This window comes from Sagittula sp. S175 (genome assembly GCF_049800975.1).
Classification (GTDB): Bacteria; Pseudomonadota; Alphaproteobacteria; order Rhodobacterales; family Rhodobacteraceae; genus Sagittula.
Window position 1 is genome coordinate 20,467 of record NZ_JBNAGB010000019.1, and the last position, 20,746, is coordinate 41,212.

25 protein-coding genes are annotated in these 20,746 nt (G+C 63.9%); 9 read left to right on the forward strand and 16 right to left on the reverse strand.

Features of this window, described 5'->3' with window-relative positions:
• Position 1 precedes the first annotated feature (1 nt).
• The 5 genes from ACP16H_RS19465 to ACP16H_RS19485 are packed head-to-tail and all read right to left on the reverse strand — an operon-like array spanning position 2 to position 4,216.
• Entirely contained in the window at positions 2-400 is a 399-nt protein-coding gene (locus ACP16H_RS19465; RefSeq protein WP_425073909.1) for a PTS sugar transporter subunit IIA, read from the reverse strand.
• Positions 397-1,323, reverse strand: coding sequence for an RNase adapter RapZ (gene rapZ, locus ACP16H_RS19470; protein ID WP_425073910.1), 927 nt, complete (start codon positions 1,321-1,323; stop codon positions 397-399). Before rapZ ends, ACP16H_RS19465 begins: the two co-directional genes overlap by 4 nt.
• Before the next feature lies 1 nt (position 1,324).
• Complete coding sequence (locus ACP16H_RS19475; RefSeq protein WP_425073911.1) at positions 1,325-1,756, reverse strand: HPr kinase/phosphorylase; 432 nt, start codon at positions 1,754-1,756, stop codon at positions 1,325-1,327.
• Between the two features lie 36 nt (positions 1,757-1,792).
• Positions 1,793-3,511, reverse strand: a complete 1,719-nt coding sequence (locus ACP16H_RS19480) for a sensor histidine kinase (RefSeq protein ID WP_425073912.1) — start codon at positions 3,509-3,511, stop codon at positions 1,793-1,795.
• Between the two features lie 3 nt (positions 3,512-3,514).
• Entirely contained in the window at positions 3,515-4,216 is a 702-nt protein-coding gene (locus tag ACP16H_RS19485; RefSeq protein WP_425073913.1) for a response regulator transcription factor, read from the reverse strand.
• A 347-nt stretch (positions 4,217-4,563) separates the two neighbouring features.
• On the opposite strand from ACP16H_RS19485, the gene ACP16H_RS19490 reads away from it, so the two are divergent.
• The 3 genes from ACP16H_RS19490 (at position 4,564) to ACP16H_RS19500 (ending at position 7,134) form a co-directional block, all read left to right on the forward strand.
• Positions 4,564-6,162, forward strand: coding sequence for a phosphoenolpyruvate carboxykinase (locus ACP16H_RS19490; RefSeq protein WP_425073914.1), 1,599 nt, complete (start codon positions 4,564-4,566; stop codon positions 6,160-6,162).
• A 151-nt stretch (positions 6,163-6,313) separates the two neighbouring features.
• Entirely contained in the window at positions 6,314-6,853 is a 540-nt protein-coding gene (locus ACP16H_RS19495) for a DUF3859 domain-containing protein (protein WP_425073915.1), read from the forward strand.
• Between the two features lie 14 nt (positions 6,854-6,867).
• A complete protein-coding gene (locus ACP16H_RS19500; RefSeq protein ID WP_425073916.1) occupies positions 6,868-7,134 on the forward strand; it encodes a c-type cytochrome in 267 nt (88 codons plus the stop codon).
• 3 nt (positions 7,135-7,137) lie between these two features.
• On the opposite strand, the gene ACP16H_RS19505 is transcribed toward ACP16H_RS19500, so the two are convergent.
• From ACP16H_RS19505 to pobA, 5 genes are all read right to left on the reverse strand, one after another.
• Entirely contained in the window at positions 7,138-7,968 is an 831-nt protein-coding gene (locus tag ACP16H_RS19505) for a 3-keto-5-aminohexanoate cleavage protein (RefSeq protein ID WP_425073917.1), read from the reverse strand.
• 136 nt (positions 7,969-8,104) lie between these two features.
• The gene (locus tag ACP16H_RS19510) at positions 8,105-8,797 is read right to left on the reverse strand and encodes a protocatechuate 3,4-dioxygenase subunit alpha (RefSeq protein ID WP_425073918.1); all 693 of its coding nucleotides are present in this window, start codon (positions 8,795-8,797) and stop codon (positions 8,105-8,107) included.
• Positions 8,798-8,855: 58 nt separating this feature from the next.
• The gene (pcaH, locus tag ACP16H_RS19515) at positions 8,856-9,581 is read right to left on the reverse strand and encodes a protocatechuate 3,4-dioxygenase subunit beta (RefSeq protein ID WP_425073919.1); all 726 of its coding nucleotides are present in this window, start codon (positions 9,579-9,581) and stop codon (positions 8,856-8,858) included.
• A gap of 45 nt (positions 9,582-9,626) precedes the next feature.
• On the reverse strand, positions 9,627-10,010 hold the full coding sequence (gene pcaC / locus ACP16H_RS19520) for a 4-carboxymuconolactone decarboxylase (protein ID WP_425073920.1): 384 nt from the start codon (positions 10,008-10,010) through the stop codon (positions 9,627-9,629).
• An 18-nt stretch (positions 10,011-10,028) separates the two neighbouring features.
• Complete coding sequence (gene pobA / locus ACP16H_RS19525) at positions 10,029-11,198, reverse strand: 4-hydroxybenzoate 3-monooxygenase (protein ID WP_425073921.1); 1,170 nt, start codon at positions 11,196-11,198, stop codon at positions 10,029-10,031.
• Positions 11,199-11,279: 81 nt separating this feature from the next.
• On the opposite strand from pobA, the gene pcaQ reads away from it, so the two are divergent.
• The 3 genes from pcaQ (at position 11,280) to ACP16H_RS19540 (ending at position 14,126) form a co-directional block, all read left to right on the forward strand.
• A complete protein-coding gene (gene pcaQ, locus ACP16H_RS19530) occupies positions 11,280-12,200 on the forward strand; it encodes a pca operon transcription factor PcaQ (protein ID WP_425073922.1) in 921 nt (306 codons plus the stop codon).
• A gap of 198 nt (positions 12,201-12,398) precedes the next feature.
• Positions 12,399-12,899, forward strand: coding sequence for a YbjN domain-containing protein (locus ACP16H_RS19535; RefSeq protein ID WP_425073923.1), 501 nt, complete (start codon positions 12,399-12,401; stop codon positions 12,897-12,899).
• Between the two features lie 213 nt (positions 12,900-13,112).
• The gene (locus ACP16H_RS19540; RefSeq protein WP_425073924.1) at positions 13,113-14,126 is read left to right on the forward strand and encodes a sensor histidine kinase; all 1,014 of its coding nucleotides are present in this window, start codon (positions 13,113-13,115) and stop codon (positions 14,124-14,126) included.
• Here the strand turns inward: ACP16H_RS19540 and ACP16H_RS19545 are convergent.
• Together ACP16H_RS19545 and ACP16H_RS19550 are read right to left on the reverse strand one after the other, a co-directional pair.
• Positions 14,123-14,359, reverse strand: a complete 237-nt coding sequence (locus tag ACP16H_RS19545; RefSeq protein WP_425073925.1) for a thioredoxin family protein — start codon at positions 14,357-14,359, stop codon at positions 14,123-14,125. The two genes, ACP16H_RS19540 and ACP16H_RS19545, sit on opposite strands and share 4 nt — an antisense overlap.
• An 11-nt stretch (positions 14,360-14,370) precedes the next feature.
• Positions 14,371-15,414, reverse strand: a complete 1,044-nt coding sequence (locus ACP16H_RS19550) for a permease (protein WP_425073926.1) — start codon at positions 15,412-15,414, stop codon at positions 14,371-14,373.
• 154 nt (positions 15,415-15,568) lie between these two features.
• Between ACP16H_RS19550 and proC the strand changes: the two genes are divergently transcribed.
• Both proC and ACP16H_RS19560 read left to right on the forward strand, forming a co-directional pair.
• Entirely contained in the window at positions 15,569-16,384 is an 816-nt protein-coding gene (proC, locus tag ACP16H_RS19555) for a pyrroline-5-carboxylate reductase (RefSeq protein ID WP_425073927.1), read from the forward strand.
• A complete protein-coding gene (locus ACP16H_RS19560) occupies positions 16,377-16,715 on the forward strand; it encodes a tRNA-binding protein (RefSeq protein WP_425073928.1) in 339 nt (112 codons plus the stop codon). Before proC ends, ACP16H_RS19560 begins: the two co-directional genes overlap by 8 nt.
• Before the next feature lie 69 nt (positions 16,716-16,784).
• Here the strand turns inward: ACP16H_RS19560 and ACP16H_RS19565 are convergent, their stop codons facing one another.
• On the reverse strand, positions 16,785-17,048 hold the full coding sequence (locus ACP16H_RS19565; RefSeq protein ID WP_425073929.1) for a hypothetical protein: 264 nt from the start codon (positions 17,046-17,048) through the stop codon (positions 16,785-16,787).
• A gap of 123 nt (positions 17,049-17,171) precedes the next feature.
• Between ACP16H_RS19565 and ACP16H_RS19570 the strand changes: the two genes are divergently transcribed.
• Positions 17,172-18,290, forward strand: a complete 1,119-nt coding sequence (locus ACP16H_RS19570; RefSeq protein ID WP_425073930.1) for a beta-ketoacyl-ACP synthase III — start codon at positions 17,172-17,174, stop codon at positions 18,288-18,290.
• Between the two features lie 143 nt (positions 18,291-18,433).
• Here ACP16H_RS19570 and ACP16H_RS19575 read toward each other — a convergent pair whose 3' ends face one another.
• From ACP16H_RS19575 to ACP16H_RS19585, 3 genes are read right to left on the reverse strand one after another with little or no spacing between them, the layout of a single operon-like run.
• Positions 18,434-18,871 (reverse strand): GNAT family N-acetyltransferase, encoded by a 438-nt coding sequence (locus ACP16H_RS19575; RefSeq protein WP_425073931.1) that lies wholly within the window; start codon positions 18,869-18,871, stop codon positions 18,434-18,436.
• A complete protein-coding gene (locus ACP16H_RS19580) occupies positions 18,868-20,019 on the reverse strand; it encodes a benzoate/H(+) symporter BenE family transporter (RefSeq protein ID WP_425073932.1) in 1,152 nt (383 codons plus the stop codon). Before ACP16H_RS19580 ends, ACP16H_RS19575 begins: the two co-directional genes overlap by 4 nt.
• Positions 20,020-20,032: 13 nt before the next feature.
• The gene (locus ACP16H_RS19585) at positions 20,033-20,611 is read right to left on the reverse strand and encodes a thymidine kinase (protein ID WP_425073982.1); all 579 of its coding nucleotides are present in this window, start codon (positions 20,609-20,611) and stop codon (positions 20,033-20,035) included.
• Positions 20,612-20,746: the final 135 nt, after the last annotated feature.

Here is a 20,746-nt window from a genome sequence, read left to right on the forward strand (position 1 = left end):
TTCAGGCCGGATCGGCCGGCACGTTCTGGCTGTCTATATACTTGCGCCCCGCCTCGAGCGCACTGCGCACGGCGTCACCCACCGGCAAATGGCGGCTTTTGGCCAGCTTGATGAGCATCGGCAGATTGGCCCCATACAGGATGCGACGGTCATCCGGGCGGCAGGCGTTCAGCGACAGGTTGGAGGGCGAGCCGCCGAACATGTCCGTCACCACCACGACCCCCTGCCCCTGGTCGACGGAATCAGCAGCGGCCATGATCTCGGACTGCTTGGAGGAACGGTCACAATCCGCCTCGATGGAAATCGCGGCCATGCCCGGTTGCTGTCCCACCACGTGTTCCACCGCAGCGAGGTATTCGCGGGCCAACCCGCCATGCGCGACGATCACGATTCCGATCAACCGGCTTTCCTTCCACCAAGATCGCCACGGTGCCCCACCTGCGGTGCTGCGCTGCGGCGTTCCAACTCCCGATGCCGAATAGACACGCGCCAGCCCTCGCTTGCAAGTGCAGCAGCGACGCTTTCTGTGACGGCAACGGAACGATGTTTCCCCCCGGTGCAGCCAAAGCCCACCGCGAAATGCGCCTTCCCTTCCTCGATGCAGGCCGGGAGCATCAGCAGGATCAGATCCTCGACCTTCTCGGTAAAGGCCTGATGACGCGGGTCCTCCGCGACGTAGGCGGCCACCTCGGGATCAAGCCCCGTGTAGGGGCGCAGCTCCGGCTCCCAATGGGGGTTGCGCAGGAAACGGCAGTCAAAGACCACGTCCAGCCCCTGCGGCAGCCCGCGTTTGTAGGAAAAACTCTGCACAGAGACGGCCATGCTCTGCCCGGTCTCCTGCCCGAACCATCCCTCCATCTCGAAGCGCAGATCGTGGACGGTCAGCTCGCTGGTGTCGATCAGGATGTCGGCGCGGGCACGCACATCGTCCAGCAGCGTCTTCTCGCGCGCGATCCCGTCCGACGGGCTCTCGTCCGGGGCCAGAGGATGCCGCCTGCGCGTTTCCGAGTAACGGCGCATCAACACTTCGGGGGAACAGTCGAGATACAGCAGGTCAACGATTCGCGCCGGCCCTGCCAGCGCCCCATGCAGCTCGAGCAAGCCTTCGACGCTGAAATCCCGGTTGCGCACATCAATGCCCAGCGCCAGCGGACGCGCCAGCGGTGTTGCATCATCAAACAGGCGGGGGATGAAATTCAGCGGGATGTTGTCGATCGTCTCAAAGCCGAGATCCTCGAGAACGTTGATCGCAGAGGCCCGCCCCGCGCCCGAAGGCCCGGTGACCAGCACAACCCTTGATTTGTCTCGATCCGACTCGCTCATGTTACTCTCTGCGTCCCGCTCTCAGATATTGTACGAGTCCGGCGGGAAAATAGGGACACGCGCTTTTGTGAAGCAATGGGAAGTCTACGCCAAGCACGTTTCTCAATCGTATAGGCGGAAGACGCTCGGTCTCTGTGCTGTCGAGGTCCAGAACGGCGTGCAAGGTCGCTTCCGTGGTGTCTGCATTCAACAGGCCCAGACCGCGCGCCTCGATCATGCCGCGGATCGCGTCGGGGGCCTTGAGCTGCACGTCCGCACCTTCGCGTCGCAGGATCGTGCGATCGTCCGAGACCAGGACCGCCCCGCGCGACATCAGCTCCAGCGCCAGTGACGACTTGCCCGAGCCGGACGCACCGCAGATCAACAGCCCGCGCCCGTCCAGCGCAACCGCTGTTGCATGCACCACCTCCTCCGCGGGCGCCCGATTTTTCATGAAAAATCGCGCCACCGCGCGCGGAAAGCTTGTGGCTCAGATCGGCAGACCCACGACAAAGCGCGCCCCCAGCGGTTCCGAGGTCACGTCGGCCTCGGTCGGGCGGATGTTCTCCGCCCAGATCACGCCACCATGGGCTTCGACGATCTGCTTGGAAATCGCCAGGCCAAGGCCCGAGTTGTTGCCGAAGTCCGATTGCGGGCGCGAGGTGTAGAAGCGTTTGAAGATCTTCTGGATCGCCTCTTCGGGGATGCCCGGCCCCGTGTCCTCGACCACCACCAGCACGCGGTTGTCACGCCTGCGCGCCCAGACGCGGATGGCGTCGCCGTCCTCGCAGAACGAAATCGCGTTGGTGATGAGGTTGACGAAAACCTGCGCCAGGCGCGCCTCAAGGCCGTTGATGAGGATCGGGCGCTTCGGCAGATCGGTGATGAACTCGATCCCCTTGTGCCGCGCGTCCTCTCCAAGGAATTCCGACAGGTTGCCCAGCATCTTGAGCAGGTCGAATTCCTGCTCCTCTTCCTTCACCAGCTCGGAATCCAGCCGCGAGGCGTTGGAGATGTCGCTGACCAGCCGGTCCAGACGGCGCACGTCGTGTTCGATCACGTCCAGCAGCTTCTGGCGGTGCTCGTCCTTCTTGACCATGCGCAGCGATCCGACCGCCGAGCGCAGCGACGCCAGCGGGTTCTTGATCTCATGCGCCACGTCGGCAGCGAACTGTTCGTTGGAATCGATGCGGTCATACAGCGCCGAGACCATGCCGCGCAAAGCGCCCGACAGCCGCCCGATCTCGTCGGGGCGCGCGGTCAGGTCGGGGATGCGGATGCGGCCCATGTTCTTGTGCTTGCGGTCGCGGTCGCGGCCGATCTCCGCCGCGTCGGCGAGGTCGGAAATCGGGTTGGCGATGGTCGAGGCCAGCACCAGAGACAGGCCGATCGACACCAGCGTCGCGATGATGAACATCTGCAATACGCGCTCGCGCTCGGCCCGGACCGCCGCGTCGATTTCCGCCGCCTCCGAGGCCAGCGCAACGGTGCCAAGGATCGTGTCGCCCAGCCGGATCGGCGAGAAGGCATAGAACACGGTTTCGCCCGTGCCGCCGCCCTGCACCACGCGGGTGCGCGCGGGGTCGCCGGTCTCGATCTCGCGGCGGAGGCGGTCCTCCAGCACGAGGTCGGGCTCGTCGGCGAAATAGGTGAACAGCCCGGCCACGCCGTGCCAGACGCCATTCAGGAAATCCGAGATCAGCGTCGGCTCGTCTTCCTGCGTTTTCAGGGCGATGACGGGCGGGACATGCCCTGCCGCCTCGCCCACGAGGAAGGTCGCGCTGTCGAAGACCATGACCTGCATGCCCTGCCGCAGGTCGATCCCGTTCAGGGTGGTCGCCACGTCCAGCCCGCCGGGCGTGCCCAGCGGCGGGGTATCCACCGCCAGCTGCGCCTCGAAGGTGTCGGCGATCAGCTCGACCTCGGACTGCAACGCGTTGATGCGCTGGATCGCCAGCGTATCGCGCGAGGAATTGAGCCAGAGGACCCCCGCCACCAGCACGTTCAACGCAATCAGGTTGAACGTGATGATCTTGCGGGTCAGCGGCGAGCGATTGAGCGTAAAGAGGCCACGCTGCGCGCGGCTCTCGCGCAGCTCCTTTTCGACCGTGCTGTCCGGGGCGACCCAATCGTCGCCTAGAACAACATCGGCATCCCGACGATTTTCATCGTCCCCATCACGCATGGAGATCCGCTCGGCCAAGGCCATCTATCACTCTTCGTTGTACCGGTAACCGATACCGTAAAGCGTTTCGATGGCAGAGAATTCTGCGTCCACGGTGCGCATCTTCTTGCGCAGGCGCTTGATGTGGCTGTCGATGGTCCGGTCGTCGACGTAGACCTGATCGTCATAAGCCACGTCCATCAGCTGATCGCGCGACTTGACGAAGCCCGGACGCTGCGCCAGCGCCTGCAGCAGCAGGAATTCCGTGACGGTCAGCGACACATCCAGCCCCTTCCAGGTCACCGCGTGACGCAGCGGGTCCATGGTCAGCGACCCGCGGGTCATCAGCTTGGTCTCTTCGGTCTCGCCGACGACGTCGCCGGCCACCGCTTCCTGACGGCGCAGCAGCGCGCGGATGCGTTCCACCAGCAGGCGCTGGCTGAAGGGCTTCTTGACGTAGTCGTCCGCGCCCATGCGCAGGCCGAGAACCTCGTCGATCTCGTCATCCTTGGAGGTGAGGAAGATCACCGGCATCTTGGATTTCTGGCGGACGCGTTGCAGCAGGTCCATGCCATCCATGCGCGGCATCTTGATGTCGAACACGGCCATGTCGGGCATCTTCTTGTTGAAGGCGTCCAACGCGGCCTGGCCGTCGTTATAGGTCTCGACTTCAAAGCCCTCGGCCTCAAGAGTCATCGAAACCGACGTCAGGATATTCCTGTCATCGTCCACAAGGGCGATCTTAGACATTGTATTGTCCTTATACTGCTCTGTTACCTGCTTTTTTCCCTTAGTATCAGCGAAATCCTGCCTTCCGGCAATCCTTAACTGCGAATCGGCAACGGGCCTGCCTCAGATGGGACGCGAATTTGGCAAAGGAATGGCTAAAATGTCCCACTCCTTTCGGATAGGATTTTCCACATTCCGGCGCGTCACCGCCTACTGTGGGGCATGGTATCGCTAAAGCGGCATTTGATTGCGCTAACCCTTAAATGCGCCCTGTTCCCCGCCGAAAACGTCATGCTAAGGGAGCGAATACCGACGCATACCGCGACGCAACTTTCTTTCGTCAGCAAGGCTGCAACAGGAGCACGACAATGACATTCGGACGGGTAAACCCCCAGTTCAAGCTTGAAGATCAAGGGATCGAAGGGCTCGGCAATGTCTATTACAACCTCATGGAGCCCGCGCTGATCGAAGCCGCGCTCAAACGGGGCGAGGGCACGCTGGGCAAGGGTGGCTCCTTCCTCGTGACCACGGGCAAGTACACGGGCCGGTCGCCTAAGGACAAATTCATCGTCCGCACCCCCTCGGTCGAGGATTCGATCTGGTGGGAAAACAACGCGCCGATGGAGCCCGAGGCCTTTGACCGCCTGCATGCCGACATGCTCGAGCACATGAAGGGTCGCGATTACTACGTGCAGGACCTTGTCGGCGGTGCCGATCCGGCCAACGCCATCGACGTGCGCATGGTGACCGAACTGGCCTGGCATGGCTTGTTCATCCGCCACATGCTGCGCCGCCCGGACCGCGAGGACCTGGACAGCTTCACCGCGGATTTCACCATCATCAACTGCCCGTCGTTCAAGGCCGATCCGGAGCGTCACGGCTGCCGCACCGAGACCGTCATCGCGCTGAACTTCGACAAGAAGCTGATCCTGATCGCGGATACCGAATACGCCGGCGAGAACAAGAAATCCGTGTTCACGCTGCTCAACTACATCCTGCCGGGCAAGGGCATCATGGCGATGCACTGCTCTGCCAACCACGCGCCGAACAATCCCGTAGACACCGCCGTATTCTTTGGCCTGTCGGGCACCGGCAAGACCACCCTGTCCGCCGACCCCGAGCGCGTTCTGATCGGAGACGACGAACACGGCTGGTCGGATCGCGGCACCTTCAACTTCGAAGGTGGCTGCTACGCCAAGACGATCAACCTGAGCGCCGAGGCCGAGCCGGAAATCTACGCCACGACCGAGAAGTTCGGCACCGTGATCGAGAACATGGTCTTTGACCCGGAGACCTTCGATCTCGACTTCGAAGATGACAGCCTGACGGCCAACATGCGTTGCGCCTACCCGCTGAACTACATCTCCAACGCGTCGAAAACCGCGCTGGGGGGTCACCCGAAGAACATCATCATGCTGACCTGTGATGCGTTTGGCGTTCTCCCCCCGATCGCGCGCCTTACCCCGGCGCAGGCGATGTACCACTTCCTGTCGGGCTTCACCTCCAAGGTGGCCGGGACCGAGCGTGGCATCACCGAGCCGCAGCCGACCTTCTCGACCTGCTTCGGCGCGCCCTTCATGCCGCGTCGTCCGGAGGCCTACGGCAACCTGCTGCGCGACAAGATCGCCAAGCACGGTGCGACCTGCTGGCTGGTGAACACCGGCTGGACCGGCGGCGCCTATGGCACGGGTTCGCGGATGCCGATCAAGGCGACCCGCGCCCTGCTGCATGCCGCGCTGAACGGCTCGCTCAACAACGCGCCGTTCCGCAAGGACCCGAACTTCGGCTTCGAAGTTCCGACCCACGTCGAAGGCGTGCCGGACATGCTGCTCGATCCCAAGAAGACCTGGGACGACAAGGAAGCCTACGACGCACAGGCCGAGAAGCTGGTCAGCATGTTCGCCGAGAACTTTGCCCAGTACGTGCCTTACATCGACGAGGACGTGAAGGCGGCGGCCATCGGCTGACCCCTTCTGCCAGATGCTTCGGACAGGCCCTCCCCGCGCGGAGGGCCTTTTCGTTTGCCTCAACGGATCGTGACGCAGGTCAGGGATGCCTGCATTCCCCAGCATCGGGGGCCATGGTAGCGTGACGTCGATGATGCCCCGCGAAAGGCCCATGATGACCCGTCTCGGACCCCTTCTGCTGATCTGTACCGCCAGCCTTGCCTCGGCCGAGGAGGGGAATTTTGCCACTCCGCCCATGGCGCTGGTGGAGGCCGGTGTGATCTGCGACATCCGCCCCGAAGAGCAACGCGCGGCCCCCGGCACCGTGTCCGGCGTGCTGAACCTCGTGCGGCAGAGCGCGCCGATCGACGTGCCCTCGCCCATGGTGCCCGCCGAGCTGGGGCTGAGTTTCGGCATCCGCGCCCAGCTGCTGCCCGAGGGGGAGGGAGGCACCTACACGGTGGTCGTGACCCATCCGCCCATGGGGCCGAACGGGCAGGAGGTCGAGGCCTGGGACGCACTGATGGCCCCCGGGGATCCGGCGCTGAACCTGTTCACATTCGAAAAGCCCTACGAACTGGTCGAGGGACCGTGGCGGTTCCAGCTGGTGAAGGAGGACGAGGTGCTGCTTCAGCAGGATTTCCTCGTCACGCCCAAGGGCACCGTCCCCGCCGTGCAGAAAACCTGCTACGGTTCCATGATCATGTCCTGACCCGAGGAGCCGCCATGCGTATCCCCTTGATCCTGCTGACCCTTGCAATGCCCCTGCCCGCTCTGGCGGACATGGTCGAGGACGGCGCGGCGCTTTACGCCGCGTCCTGTGCGCGATGTCATGGCAATGATGGCAGCGGGGGGCGCAAGGGAGGCGCGATCCTGAACGCCACGGCGGATCAGATCGCCGCGGCGCATGTGGGCAAGCTGCGCGGGTTCACCCCGAGCGACGCCGAACTGGCGGCACTGGCCGCCTTTCTCGCGCCCTTGCAGATGGAGTGAGCCTTACGCCGGCCGCAGCCCGAGGATCTCGCGGGCTTGGCGCGCCGTCGCCACGGGGCGCTCGTACTTGTCACACAGGTCGACGGCCCGCTGCACCAGCGCCGCGTTGGACGGCGCGAGGGTGGAGCGATCAAGACGGATGTTGTCCTCCAGCCCGGTCCGCGTATGGCCCCCGGCGGCGATGCACCATTCGTTGACCTCGATCTGGTGCCTGCCGATGCCCGCCGCGCACCATTCGGCGTCAGGGGTCAGGCGTTTCACCGTCTCGATGTAATAGTCAAAGACATGCTTGTCGCAGGGCATGGCGTTCTTCACCCCCATGACGAACTGCACGTAGAGCTTGCCGGGGATGTGACCATCCTTGTTCATCTCGGCGGCCTTGAAGATGTGGGAGAGGTCAAAGGCCTCGATCTCGGGCTTGACGGCGTAGGTCCGCATCTCGGACGCCAGCCATTCCACCAGATCCGGCGGGTTCTCGTAGACGCGGGTCGGAAAATTGTTCGACCCCACCGACAGCGAGGCCATGTCGGGCCGCAGGGGCAACATCCCGCCGCGCGCCTGACCGGCCCCCGACCGACCGCCGGTGGAGAGCTGGATAATCATGCCGGGGCAGTGTTTCCGGATGCCTTCCACCAGCCGCGCGAATTTCTCGGGGTCGGAGGTGGGCGTCTCGTCATCGTTGCGCACATGGGCGTGCATGATGGTCGCCCCGGCCTCGAAAGCCGCCTGTGTGCTTTCGACCTGCTCGGCGATGGAGATCGGCACGGCGGGGTTGTCGGCCTTCTTCGGCAGGGAGCCGGTGATGGCAACGCAGATGATGCAGGGCTTGGTCATGTCCGGTCCTGAGATAACGAGAGGTTAACAATATGTCCCCGAGGGCAGGCCCCGGGGACACCAAGTGCTTGATTTCCAACAGTTGCGGATTGCGGATGCAAATTGCCGGCTGACAATTGCGGGTCCAGATCCCCCGTCAGATGTCGAAGAAGACCGTCTCGTCCTCGCCCTGAACACGGATGTCGAAGCGGTAGACCACCTGCCCGTCACGCTCGGTGCGCTTGGCGATCAGGGTGCCGCGACGGCGTTCCCATTCGATCAGGTTCAAAACCGGGTCCTTGGCGTTGGCCTCGGACTCGTCCTCGAAATACAGGCGGGTGTTTAGGCCGACGTTAATGCCGCGCGCGACGATCCACAGGTTGATGTGGGGCGCCATGTCGTGATGATGCTCGTCACCGCGCCCCTGCCAGTCGTCATTGGCGCGGGCGGATGGGTGCATGGCGGCGGAGCCGAGTTTCTTGCGGGCCTTCACCGGGCCGGGCTTGATGGTGTCGAAGCCCCATTCGCCGGTCTCGAAGTTGGTGATGACACGGCCCCAGCCGCGAAAGCCCTCTTCCACGTCACCGCCGCCTTCGGGATGGGCATAGAAGCCTTGGGCGTTGGCCTGCCACGCCTCCAGCAGAACGTCCTTGATCGGTGAGCCGGTGCCGTCGATGACGGTGCCCTCGATGCGGATGCGCTCGCCCTTGGCATTGGGGCCTGCGATGTCCCAGCCCAGTTCTTCGCGGTAAATGTCGAAGCCTGCCGCGCCGGGTGCCAGGCCGATGTGGACGTAAGGCCCGGCGGTCTGCGAGGGGGTTTCTTTCAGGTAATCGAGCTTCTGTACCATCAATTCTCTCCTGCATTTTCCGGGCGAAAAACCGGTTCCCACTTTTTCTGAAAATGCATCAATTGCCCTCCAGACGGTTCTCGAACAGGGTCGAACGGCGTCCGCGCAGGATGATGTCGAACTTGTAGGCGATGGAATCCAGCGGCACGGTGGCGTTCAGGTCCAGCGCCGCCACGAGGCTGTCGATGGCCTCCTGGTTCGGGATCGTCTTGACGATGGGGCACTTGGCGATCAGCGGGTCGCCCTCGAAGTAAACCTGCGAAATCAGGCGCTGCACAAAGCTGCGGCCAAAGATCGAGATGTGGATATGCGCCGGGCGCCAGTTGTTCACCCAGTTGCGCCAGGGGTAGGCGCCGGGCTTGATCGTGCGGAAGAAGTAATAGCCGTTCTCGTCCGTGATCGTGCGCCCGCAGCCGCCGAAATTCGGGTCGATCGGCGCGAGGTAGGTGTCCTTCTTGTGGCGATACCGACCGCCGGCGTTGGCCTGCCATATCTCGACCAGGGTGTTCGGCACCGGGCGGCCGTTCTCGTCCAGAACCCGTCCGTGCAGGATGATGCGCTCGCCAATCGCGGATTCACCGCTGGCGGCGTAGTTGTAGATCAGGTCATTGTCGATCGGGTCGATGTCGTTGTGACCGAACACCGGGCCGGTGATCTCGGACACGGATTGTTGCAGCGAAATCAGCGAGTACTGCGGCGAACGCGCCACGCTGGTCTTGTAATCTCTGGTGTAGGCGGGCGGGTGCCATTCCCGGTCCCGCTGGTAATATTCGGCGTCGCTCATGTCTCTCCTCCGATACCGGATGTTGTCGCGCGTTTCCGGGGTTGGTCAGTCGCCCTGGGCTTCCATTTCGGCGTAGGTCTGCTTGGCCAGCTTGTAGGCGTGGTTCGCCTTGGGCACGCCTGCGTAAACCGCAACATGCATGAAAGCCTGCGCCACGTCTTCCTTTGTCGCGCCCGTCCGCGCGGTGGCGCGGATGTGCATGGGGATTTCTTCGAAGTTGCCGGTGGCGGCCAGCAGGGCCAGCGTCAGCATCGACCGTTCCCGGTCGGGGATCGCGTCCGAGGCCCAGCAGTTGCCCCAGGCGGTCTCGGTAATCATTTCCTGGAACTGCTGGTCGAAGGGCTGCTTGTTCGCCTCGGCGCGGTCGACGTGGGCGTCGCCCAGCACCTTGCGGCGGACCTGCATCCCGGTGTCGTAACGGTTGGTCATTTGGGGGTCTCCCGTGGATCAGTAAGGCAGGCCGACGTAGTTTTCGGCCATGGCGACCTGCGCCGCGTGGTTGGACCGCAGGAAGGCGATTTCCGCCTGCTGCATCTTCAGGTCGAATTCCGACTGGTCGGGGAAGCGGTGCAGCAGGGAGGTCATCCACCAGCTGAACCGCTCGGCCTTCCAGATCCGGGCGAGGGCCTTTCCCGAATAGGTATCAAGGCCTTCGGTATTGCCGTCGGCGTAGAACTGCACGAGGCCGTGGTAGAGGTAATGGATGTCGCTGGCGGCGGTGTTCAGGCCCTTGGCGCCAGTGGGCGGCACGATGTGGGCGGCGTCGCCACACAGGAACAGGCGGCCCCAGCGCATCGGTTCGGTCACGAAGGAGCGCAGCGGCGCGATGGATTTCTCGATCGAGGGGCCGGTGACCAGACGGTCGGCGGCCTCCTTCGGGATGCGGCGCTTGAGTTCCTGCCAGAAAGCCTCGTCCGTCCAGTCCTCGGGTTTGTCGGACAGCGAACACTGGATGTAATAGCGGCTGAGGTTCTCGTTGCGCATCGAACACAGCGCAAAGCCGCGCTCCGAGGAGGCGTAGATCAGTTCCTCGTGCACCGGCGGGGTTTCCGAGAGGATGCCGAGCCAGCCGAAGGGATAGACCTTTTCGTATTCGCGGCGGACGTCCAGCGGGATGGTCTGGCGGCTGACGCCATGGAACCCGTCGCAGCCCGCCACGTAATCGCAGTCGATGCGCTGCTGTTCGCCGTCCACGGTGTAGGTGACAAAAGGCGCGTCCGTGTCGGCGCCGTTGATGACCACGCTTTCCACGTTGAAGACGATCTTGCCACCCGCCTTCTCGCGCGCCTCGTAGAGGTCGCGGGTGACTTCGGTCTGGCCGTAGACGACCACGGTCGTATCGGTCAGCTCCTTGAAGTTGATGCCGAATTGCTCGTCACCGTAGCTGATGACCGTGCCGTCATGGATGAAACTTTCGCGGTCCATGCGTTCGGACACGCCAGCCTCGCGCATGAGTTCGACCATGCCGTGTTCGAGGATGCCCGCGCGGATGCGGCCGAGGACGTAGTCCTTCGTCTTGCGCTCCAGCACGATGCTGTCGATGCCCTTGCGGTCCAGAAGCTGGCTGAGAAGCAGGCCGGAGGGGCCGCCGCCGATGATGCAGACTTGTGTTTTCATGAGTCTCTCTCCCTTGCGGCGGAGTTAAGATGAACCAAACCATGTTGTAAATTGACAGTTTGTGCAGTTAAGTTTCCCAAAATGACAAGTGATCCGATCCAGATAAACCGTATCAAGCTGCGCCACATGGAGGCGCTGACTGCCATCGCGCGCCATGGCAGCCTTAAGGCCGCCTGCGAACACCTGCATCTGTCGCCGCCCGCCCTGTCCAAGACCTTGAAGGAATTGGAGGATACGCTGGGAACGGTTCTGATGACGCGGGACCGGGGCGGCGTGCGGATGACGCCCGAGGGGGCGCTGTTCCTGCGGTTTGCGAACCAGAGCCTTGCGGCGCTGCACCGGGGTGTCGAGGGGCTGTCAGAGCTGCGCGACGGCGGGCGAGAGACCTTGCGGGTGGGCGCCCTGCCCTCGGTCGCGGCGCGACTGATGCCGCGAGCGGTCGAGGGGTTCCGGCGCGCGCTGCCGGAGACGCGGCTGATGCTGCGCGACGGGGCGCATGGTGTGCTGACGGCGGCGCTGCGGGCGGGGGAACTGGACATGGTGGTGGGGCGCATGGGAGCGCCTTCGGCCATGCAGGGGCTGTCGTTTACGCAGTTGTATGTCGAAAAAGTCGTCTGCGTGGTGCGCGCGGGGCATCCGCTGAGCATGTCGCCGGGGCTGGACGCGCTGGCGGACTGGCCTGTGCTGTACCCGCCCGAAGACGCGGCGATCCGGCCCCTGCTGGACCGCTGGGCGCTGTCGAACGGCTTGCAACCCTTCGTGAACCGGATCGACTGCGTTTCGGGCGCATTCGGGCGCAATTACCTGCGGGTGTCGGACGCGGTGTGGTTCATTTCCGAAGGCGTGGTGGCGCAGGATCTGGCGGACGGCCAGCTGATCGCCCTGCCCTTTGACCTGGATCTGACCGCCGGACCCGTCGGATTGATGACCCGGCCCGAAGCCGCATCTACGCGGAGTCAGCAGGTTTTCGAACAATCCCTGCGTGTAGCCCTTGATTCTTAACCATTTTTTCCACACCGAATCGGGAGCTATCCACAACTTATTGCGATAGTCACTAAAAATTTCCTTTACGCCGAATCACCGCTCGGGCACGATATATTGTAAGGGCGCGGGACAGGCCCCGCAGCCCTAGAGCAGGCAGCAAGCGCTGGGGCAAACACCTATTCCCCCGCGCTAATAACCATAAAAGAGGTGGCGGTAATGGCCCTGTCCGAGCACGACCTGACGGATGAATTGCATCCAATCGACGTCGTCGAAAACATCGCTCAATACTACGAGTGGGATTTCGACCGCGTGACCGATGACCAGATCGCCATGGCGGTCGATGGCCAATGGCGGACCTATTCCGTCACGCTGGCCTGGTCGCATTCCGATGAAACCCTGCGGTTGATCTGCACCTTTGAAATGGACCCGCCCGAGGATCGCATGGCGTGCCTGCACGAAGGGCTGAACGCGGTGAACGACCAGTGCTGGGCCGGTGCGTTCAGCTATTGGGCGGAACAAAAGCTGATGGTCTACAAGTACGGCCTGATGCTGGCGGGCGGCAATATCGCCAGCGCCGAGCAGATCGACACCATGATAACGGCGGCGATCCTGTCGGCGGAACGCTACTATCCCGCCTTTCAACTGATGGCCTGGACCAACAAAACCGCCAAGGAATCGCTGCAGATTGCCATTGCAGAGGCCTACGGACACGCCTGAACAGGCGGTCCCTGGCCGAGTGCTCACAAAATAGCGCCGAAAATCGGCGGAAAATTTCCGAATGTTACGGGAATTTACTTTACCTAGCGCAAAGCGACGTCAGAACGGGCATATTCTTGTTCCGTTCTTGATCTGTCTGAATAATATGCGGCCCGATTCAGGTGTGAAAAACCGGAACTAATCCTCCATCGCGGAAAGGAAAGGGCGCAACGCATGCATGATGATGCAACTCCCACAGGGCCTTTGGGGCCGTTGGATGGCGGTATCGAAGACGTCTTTGACCATCTGGACGCCGCCGCCTGCATCATCGCCCGACTGCCCCAACGCGCGGACGGTCTGCGGGACTATCGCTATCTCGCCGTGAACAAGGCCATGCGCGAGATGTTCGGAATCGAGGATCTGACAGGCCAGACCATCCGCGAGAACTTTCCCGACGAGATCGAGGATTGGTACGACGATTACGACCGCGTGCTGGACACCGGCGTGCCGATGCGGTTCGAGCGCGCTTCGGGCCCGCAGGTCAAGGTGCTGGAGATGGCGATCACACGCCTGCCCGGCGCACCGCGCCTGTTGATCGTGATGCAGAACATCACCCGCCGCCACCGCGATACCGAGGCGCTGAAAGCCGATGCGGAGCAGCAGCGGCTGCTGAGCCGTGAGCTGAACCACAGGGTAAAGAACCTCTTTGCCATGATCCTCGCCATCACCTCGCAGACGCTGCGGCGGGTGCCGGACAAGGGGCCGGTGGATGCGCTGATCGGGCGACTGCGCGCCATGAGCGCCGCCAATGACATCCTGATGCGCAAGGACTGGCAGGCGGCGCATGTCATCGAGATCGCGGAAACCGTGGCCGGAGAAATCGGGGCGCGCGAACGCATGGACCTGTCCGGCCCGGACGTCGAGATCGACGCGCAGCCGGCGCTGAGCCTGACCATGGTTCTGCACGAATTGGGTACAAATGCGCTGAAATACGGCGCGCTGACCGCGCAGGACGGGCGGATCGCGGTGTCCTGGGACAGGATCGACGTGGATGGCGTGGCGCGTTTGCGCATCGTCTGGCGGGAGACCGGCGGCCCCGCCGCTGTGGCGCCGGAGCAGAAGGGGTTCGGGTCGCAATTGGTGGCCATGGGCGTCGCGCCGGGCAGCACCGTGGACCTCGACTATGGCGAGACCGGGCTGACCGTGGTTCTGACCGCGCCCATGGACGCGCTATACGGGCCGCGCTAGGCGGCCAGCCAGCCGTCCAGCCTGCCCGCGTCGGGGAGGCCCCCGGCGTGGACCAGCTTGCCGTCGACGGTGATGCCGGGCGTGGACATGACGCCTGCCATCGCAATCTCGCGCGGGTCGGTGACCTTTTCGATGGAGACGTCCAGCCCGATCCTTCGGGCTGCGTCGCGGACCATGCCTTCGGTGGTTTCGCAACGCTTACAGCCAGGGCCGTAGACCTTGACGGTTTTCATGACATGTCCTTTCAGAACAAAAGGTTGAACAGGTAGCCCACGGCAAGGATGCCGCTGGCGACCACGGCGATGAACACGAGGATCAGCCGCAGTTTCAGCACCTGTTTGAGGATGATCATCTCGGGCAGCGAAAGGGCGATGACGCTCATCATGAAGGCCAGGACCGTTCCCAGCGCCGCGCCTTTGCCGATCAGAGCCTCGACGATGGGGATGACGCCCGCGGCGTTGGTGTACATGGGAATGCCCATCAGGACGGCGACGGGGACGGACCACCATGCCTCGGCCCCCATGATGCGGACCATGATATCCTCGGGGACATAGCCATGGATCAATGCGCCAAGGGCGATGCCGAGGATGATCCACGTCCAGACCTTGCCAAAGATTTCCCGAACGGACTCAATCCCCTGGCGGTAGCGGTCGGGCATGGTGAGGGCTTCGTCCGGGATCTGGGTGCTGCCCGCCTGAATGTCGCGGACCCAGTCCTGAAGCCAGCCTTCGAGGCGCAGCCTGCCCATGACCCAACCCGCGATGACTGCGATGCTCAGGCCAAACGCAAGGTAGGTGAGCGCCACCTGCCAGCCGACGAGGCCGAAAAGTAAAACGAGCGCGACCTCGTTTACCATGGGCGCCGAGATCAGGAAGGAGAAGGTGACCCCCAGCGGAATGCCCGCCGACACGAAACCGATGAACAGCGGCACCGCCGAGCAGGAACAGAACGGCGTCAGCACGCCGAGGCCCGCGGCCATGACATTGCCCAGCCCCTCGGCGCGGCCCGACAGCACGGCGCGGGTCTTTTCCGGCGAGAAGAAGCTGCGCACCACGCCCATCAGGAACACGATGAGTGCGAGCAGCATCATGACCTTCGGCACGTCGTAAAAGAAGAAGGCGATGGCCTCTCCGGTATGACTGTGGCGGTCCACCGGGAACAGGCCCGCGATCCATTCGGACAGCGGAATCAATTGCTTGTAGGCCAGCCACCACAGCGCCAGCCCCCCGGCCACGCCGAGGTGCCAGTGCCAGGCTGGGCGATTGTGCGGATGGGATATGTCGGCCATTGGGGACTCCCCTTGCCTACGGACGGGGCGTGGCCCTATCGGATCACGTTCCTGCCCGGTGCGCTTTGCGATGAGTCAAAACTGTGGTCACGGATTGAACCGCCCCCTGCTCTCGCGCTACCTCTTGCGGGTGGATCAGACGCGGAGTGCTCCCATGGAAGACGGAATTCTCGCCCAAAAGGGCCTTGTGCTGCTGGGTTGCGGCAAGATGGGGTCGGCCATGCTGGAGGGGTGGCTGTCGCGTGGTCTGCCTGCCGGGTCGGTCTGGGTGCAGGACCCGTTTCCGTCCGACTGGCTGAAGGGTCAAGGCGTTCACATCAATGAGGAATTGCCTGCCGATCCGGCAATTGTGCTGATCGCGGTCAAGCCGCAGATGATGGCCGAGGCGCTGCCCGCGCTGAAGGCGATGGGCAAAGGGGCGACGCTGTTCCTGTCGGTGGCGGCGGGGATTGCGATCAAGACATATGAAGAGATGCTTGGCGATCGGACGCCGATCATCCGGGCCATGCCGAACACCCCGGCGGCGGTCGGTCAGGGGATCACGGCGGTGATCGGGAACGCGCGGGCGTCGGCATCTGACCTCGATCTGGCGGATGCGCTTTTGTCCGCCGTGGGTCAGGTCGTGCGGCTGGAGGACGAGGGGCAAATGGATGCAGTGACGGGTCTGTCGGGGTCCGGGCCGGCCTACGTGTTCCATATGATCGAATGCATGGCGGCGGCGGGTGAGGCGCAGGGTTTGGCGCCCGAGTTGGCCATGGCGCTGGCCAAGGCGACCGTGGCCGGTGCCGGTGCGCTGGCGATGCAAGCCGCCGAGGACCCGGCGCAGTTGCGGCGCAACGTGACCTCGCCCAACGGGACGACGCAGGCGGGGCTGGAGGTTTTGATGAATGACAACAGTGGCTTGCCACCCCTGATGGCTGCCACGGTGAAGGCGGCTGCGGATCGCTCGCGGGAATTGGCGAATGGCTGAGATCAGCTTTGACGACTTTCTGAAGGTCGACATTCGCGCCGGGACGGTGCTGCGCGCGGAGCCGTTTCCCGAGGCGCGCAAACCGGCGATCAAGCTGTGGATCGACTTTGGTCCCGGCATCGGAGAGCGCAAGTCATCGGCGCAGATCACGCAGCACTACACGCCCGAGGCGTTGGTCGGCACGCAGGTCATGGCGGTGGTGAATTTCCCGCCCCGGCAGATCGGCAAATTCATGTCCGAAGTGCTGGTTCTGGGGGTGCATGACGCCGATGGGAACGTGACCCTGGTGCGCCCGGACCATCCGGTTGAGGACGGCGGGCGCCTGTGTTGAGGCGCCCACATCGTCCGTTGCGACGTTAACCTTCGTATAGGTCCGGTTAATCGCGGCGTTGCTAGGGAGTTAACGCACCGTCGCGCCGTTAACCGGATTCTGCACCGTATCGGAGCGGATCGGCGCGTTGCGGTGGAAGTTCCATGTCGGATCGCTTTTCTTGATCCAGCGCGAGATCAGTTTTCCGACCGGAAACGCCAGCACGAGACCGATCACACCGGCGGTGGCAAAGGCCCACCAGGAGTACCAGCCAAAGATGAAGAACGTGACCAGCGCAGCGCCCGCGATGCAGGCCCCGGCCATATGGGCGATGTAGTGGGATAAGCGGTTCATGTGTGCCTCCTGTGCGGTTCCCTTTCCGGTAGAAAACGCAGGGCGGGGCGTGGGGTTCCGCAACGCCTTGGGTTGACTTGGGGCGCGGCTTGGCGATTCTGGCCGGCAACGCAGGAGGACCCCATGTTTCAGCCCGCCATCACCGGCCACGGTGTGTTCACCCCCTCGCAGGTCATCACCAATGACGAGCTGGTCGTGGCGTTCAACGCTTATGCGGACAGTTGGAACAGCGAGCGCGCGGCGGAAATCGCGGCGGGCGATCTGGAGCCGATGGCGCATTCCTCGTCCGATTTCATCTTTGCCGCCTCGGGGATCGAGCAGCGTTTTGTGCTGGATAAAGAAGGGGTTCTGGACCCGGCGCGGATGTTCCCGCGTTTGCCGGGGCGCGCGGATGATGCCCCCGGCTACATGGCCGAGATGGCGGTGGATGCCTGCGGCAAGGCGCTGAAGATGGCGGGGGTGGATGCGTCGGAAATCGACCTCGTGATCTGTGCCGCGAGCAACCATGAACGGGCCTATCCGGCGGTGGCGATCGAGATCCAGCAGCTTCTGGGCTGCGGCGGGTTCGGGTTCGACATGAACGTGGCCTGTTCGTCGGCGACTTTTGGCCTGCAGGCGGCGGCGGACATGATCCGGTCGGGGTCGGTGCGCCGCGCGCTGGTGGTCTGCCCGGAGATCTGCTCGGGCCATCTGGAATGGCGGGACCGGGACTGCCACTTCATCTTTGGCGACGTCTGCACGGCGCTGGTGCTGGAGCGGACGACGGACGCCAAGGGCGCGCGTTTTGACATCCTGTCGACCCGTTGCGCCACGCAGTTTTCGAATAACATTCGGAACAACAACGGTTTTCTGCGGCGGACCCATGACCAGATGGAGGACCGCCGCGACATGCAGTTCATGCAGAACGGGCGAAAGGTGTTCAAGGAAGTGCTGCCGATGGTCTCGGCGCATATCCTCGAACATATGGCGGATGCGGGCTGGGAGGCGGAGGGGCTGAAGCGGCTCTGGCTGCATCAGGCGAACAAGACGATGAACGATTTCATCGGGAAGAAGGTGCTGGGGCGCGTGCCCAAGGAGGGTGAGCAACCCAATATCTTGCAGGATTATGCCAACACGTCTTCGGCCGGGTCGATCATCGCGTTTTCGAAGCATTCGGACGATCTGGCACCGGGGGACCGGGGTGTGATCTGTTCGTTTGGCGCGGGATATTCGGTCGGATCGGTGCTGGTTCAGCGGGCGTAAACCATTCGGTTAACGGCGGTTTCGGCCATGTGCCGAGGATGCAGAAACCATGCGGAAACCATGCGCATTCCATGTGTATCGCAGTGCGGCATCCTGCGCTGCAGCGCAGCAGTTAACGCGGTGCTGGGGTGGTAAGGAACCGTTCAGACAGGTTTCTCGTAGAAGACCCGGTCGAAACCATCCTCGGTCCGGCGGTTAATCTCGGTAAAGCCGAGGTAAGGATACATGGCGAGGTTCTCGGTCATTTTTGCATTCGTATAGAGGGCGACCTTGGACAGTCCGGCGCGGCGGGCCTCGGATTCCACGAAGGCGATCAGTTTGCGGCCCAGGCCCTGACCGGTCGCCTCGGGGGCGACGGCGAGGGCGTTGAGATGCATGGCCTCCCCTTCGGGATAGAAGACGACGGCCCCAAGAATGCCGCCCGCGTCCCAGACCCACAGCAGCCCCTCGGCGATCTGCGCGTCAACATCCACGTCCATCGGCGCGGGGCGGCGACCGATGCGGGGAATGTATTTCGAATAGGCGGACTCGGTGATGGCGCGGATGCGCGTGGCGTCGGCGGGCGTGGCGCGGCGGATCACTTGCGCCTCCAGAGCGTCAGGAGGTGGACGAGGCAGCCTGCCAGAAGGCCCCAGACCGCCGAGCCGATGCCGAACAGGGTCAGGCCCGAGGCGGTGAGGACGAAGGTCAGCGCGGCGGCCTCTCGGGTGGCGTCGTCCTTCAGCGCCGTGGTGGCGGAGTTGATGAAGACCGGGATCAGCGCGACGCCTGCCAGCGCGGCCATGGCCATGGGCGGGGCGGAGGCGGCGACAAAGGTCACGACAGCGGCAAAGATGCTGAACAGCGCGTAGAAGACCCCCGCCCAGACGGCGGCCCAGTAGCGTTGGGCCGGGTCTCGGTGCGCGTGTTCGTCGGAGCACATGGCGGCGGTGATGGCGGCGAGGTTGGTGGCGATGGCGCCGAAGGGCGCGGTGAGGATCGAGGCCGCGCCGACGGTGACGAACATCGGGCCGGGTGGGGGCGTGAAGCCGTTGGCCTTCAGCACCGCGACGCCGGGGATGTTCTGGGTCGCCATGGTGACGATGAAAAGGGGCACGGCGAGGCCGATCAGCGCCGGGAGCGAGAAGGTCGGCGTGACCCAGACGGGCTGGGTCAGGATGTGGTCGGGCATGGGCAGCGTGCCGTTGTGCCAGAGCACCAGCGCGAGGGTGGTGAGCACGGTGGCGGGCACGGCGAACAGACGCGAGATGCGGGAGACGGCGAACCATGTCAGCAGGATCGGGGCCGCTGTCCACGGCACGTCGGCCAGCGCGCGGAAGGGCGTCAGGCAGATCGGCAGCAGCACGCCGGCCAGCATCCCCAGCGTGATCGGGCCGGGGATGGATTGGGCGAGGCGGACCAGCGGTTTCCAGAAGCCCGCGACGACGGTCAAGGCGCCCGCGATGAGGAAGGCCCCGACCGCGCCGGAGAAGCCTTCGGTCGCCGCTGCGGACCCGGCCAGAAGCGCCGCACCCGGTGTGGACCATGCGCAGGAAGCGGGGGTTTTCGTCCAGAAAGCGAGCAGGATGCCGGAGGCCGCCATGGCGAGGCCCCCTGCCATCAGCGCCGAGGAGGCCTGCGCCGGGGTTGCCCCCATCGCCTCGACCCCGGCAAGGAAGATCGGGAAGGAGGAGAAGAAGCCGACGATGGCGACGACGACGCCGGTGGAAAACGCCTGAAAGCCGCCCATTATCGCGCGGCCTTCATTGCCCGACTTCCTCGCGCCAGTGCTTGCGGCAAAGGGAAACGTAGGTCTCGTTGCCGCCGACAAGGATCTGTGCCCCGTCAAGCAGCGCCTTGCCGTCGGGTCCGCAGCGGATGACCATCGTCGCATTGCGCCCGCAATGACAGATGGTGCGGACTTCGCGCATGACGTCGGCGATGGCCAGAAGCGCGGCGGAGCCGGGGAAGAGCTCGCCCCGGAAATCGACGCGCAGGCCGTAGGCCATGACCGGCACACCGAGGTCATCGACGGCGCGGGCCAGTTGCCAGACGTGATCGCGGGTCATGAAATGCGCTTCGTCGACAAAGACGCAGGCCACCGGCCCACGGTCCAGCCGGTTCCGGATCATGTCATAAAGATCGGTCTGGTCGCCGAAGACATCCGCCTCGCGCGAGAGACCGATGCGGGAGCCGATCCGCCCCTTGCCCGCGCGATCGTCGAAGGCGGCGATCAGCAGGTAGGTGTCCATCCCGCGTTCGTTGTAATTGTGCGCGGCCTGCAAGAGCAGCGTCGACTTGCCCGCGTTCATGGTGGAGTAGTGGAAATGCAGCTTGGCCATACCGCGCTTTTGCGCCAGCGCGGCGGCGGTGGCAAGACGCCGCAAGCCGGGAAAGGCACCGGATAAAGCACGGGCCGGGGGCCTCGGGGAAACTCGTCCCGAGGCGGGGCTTGCCCCGGCCCGCGTGAACTGGAA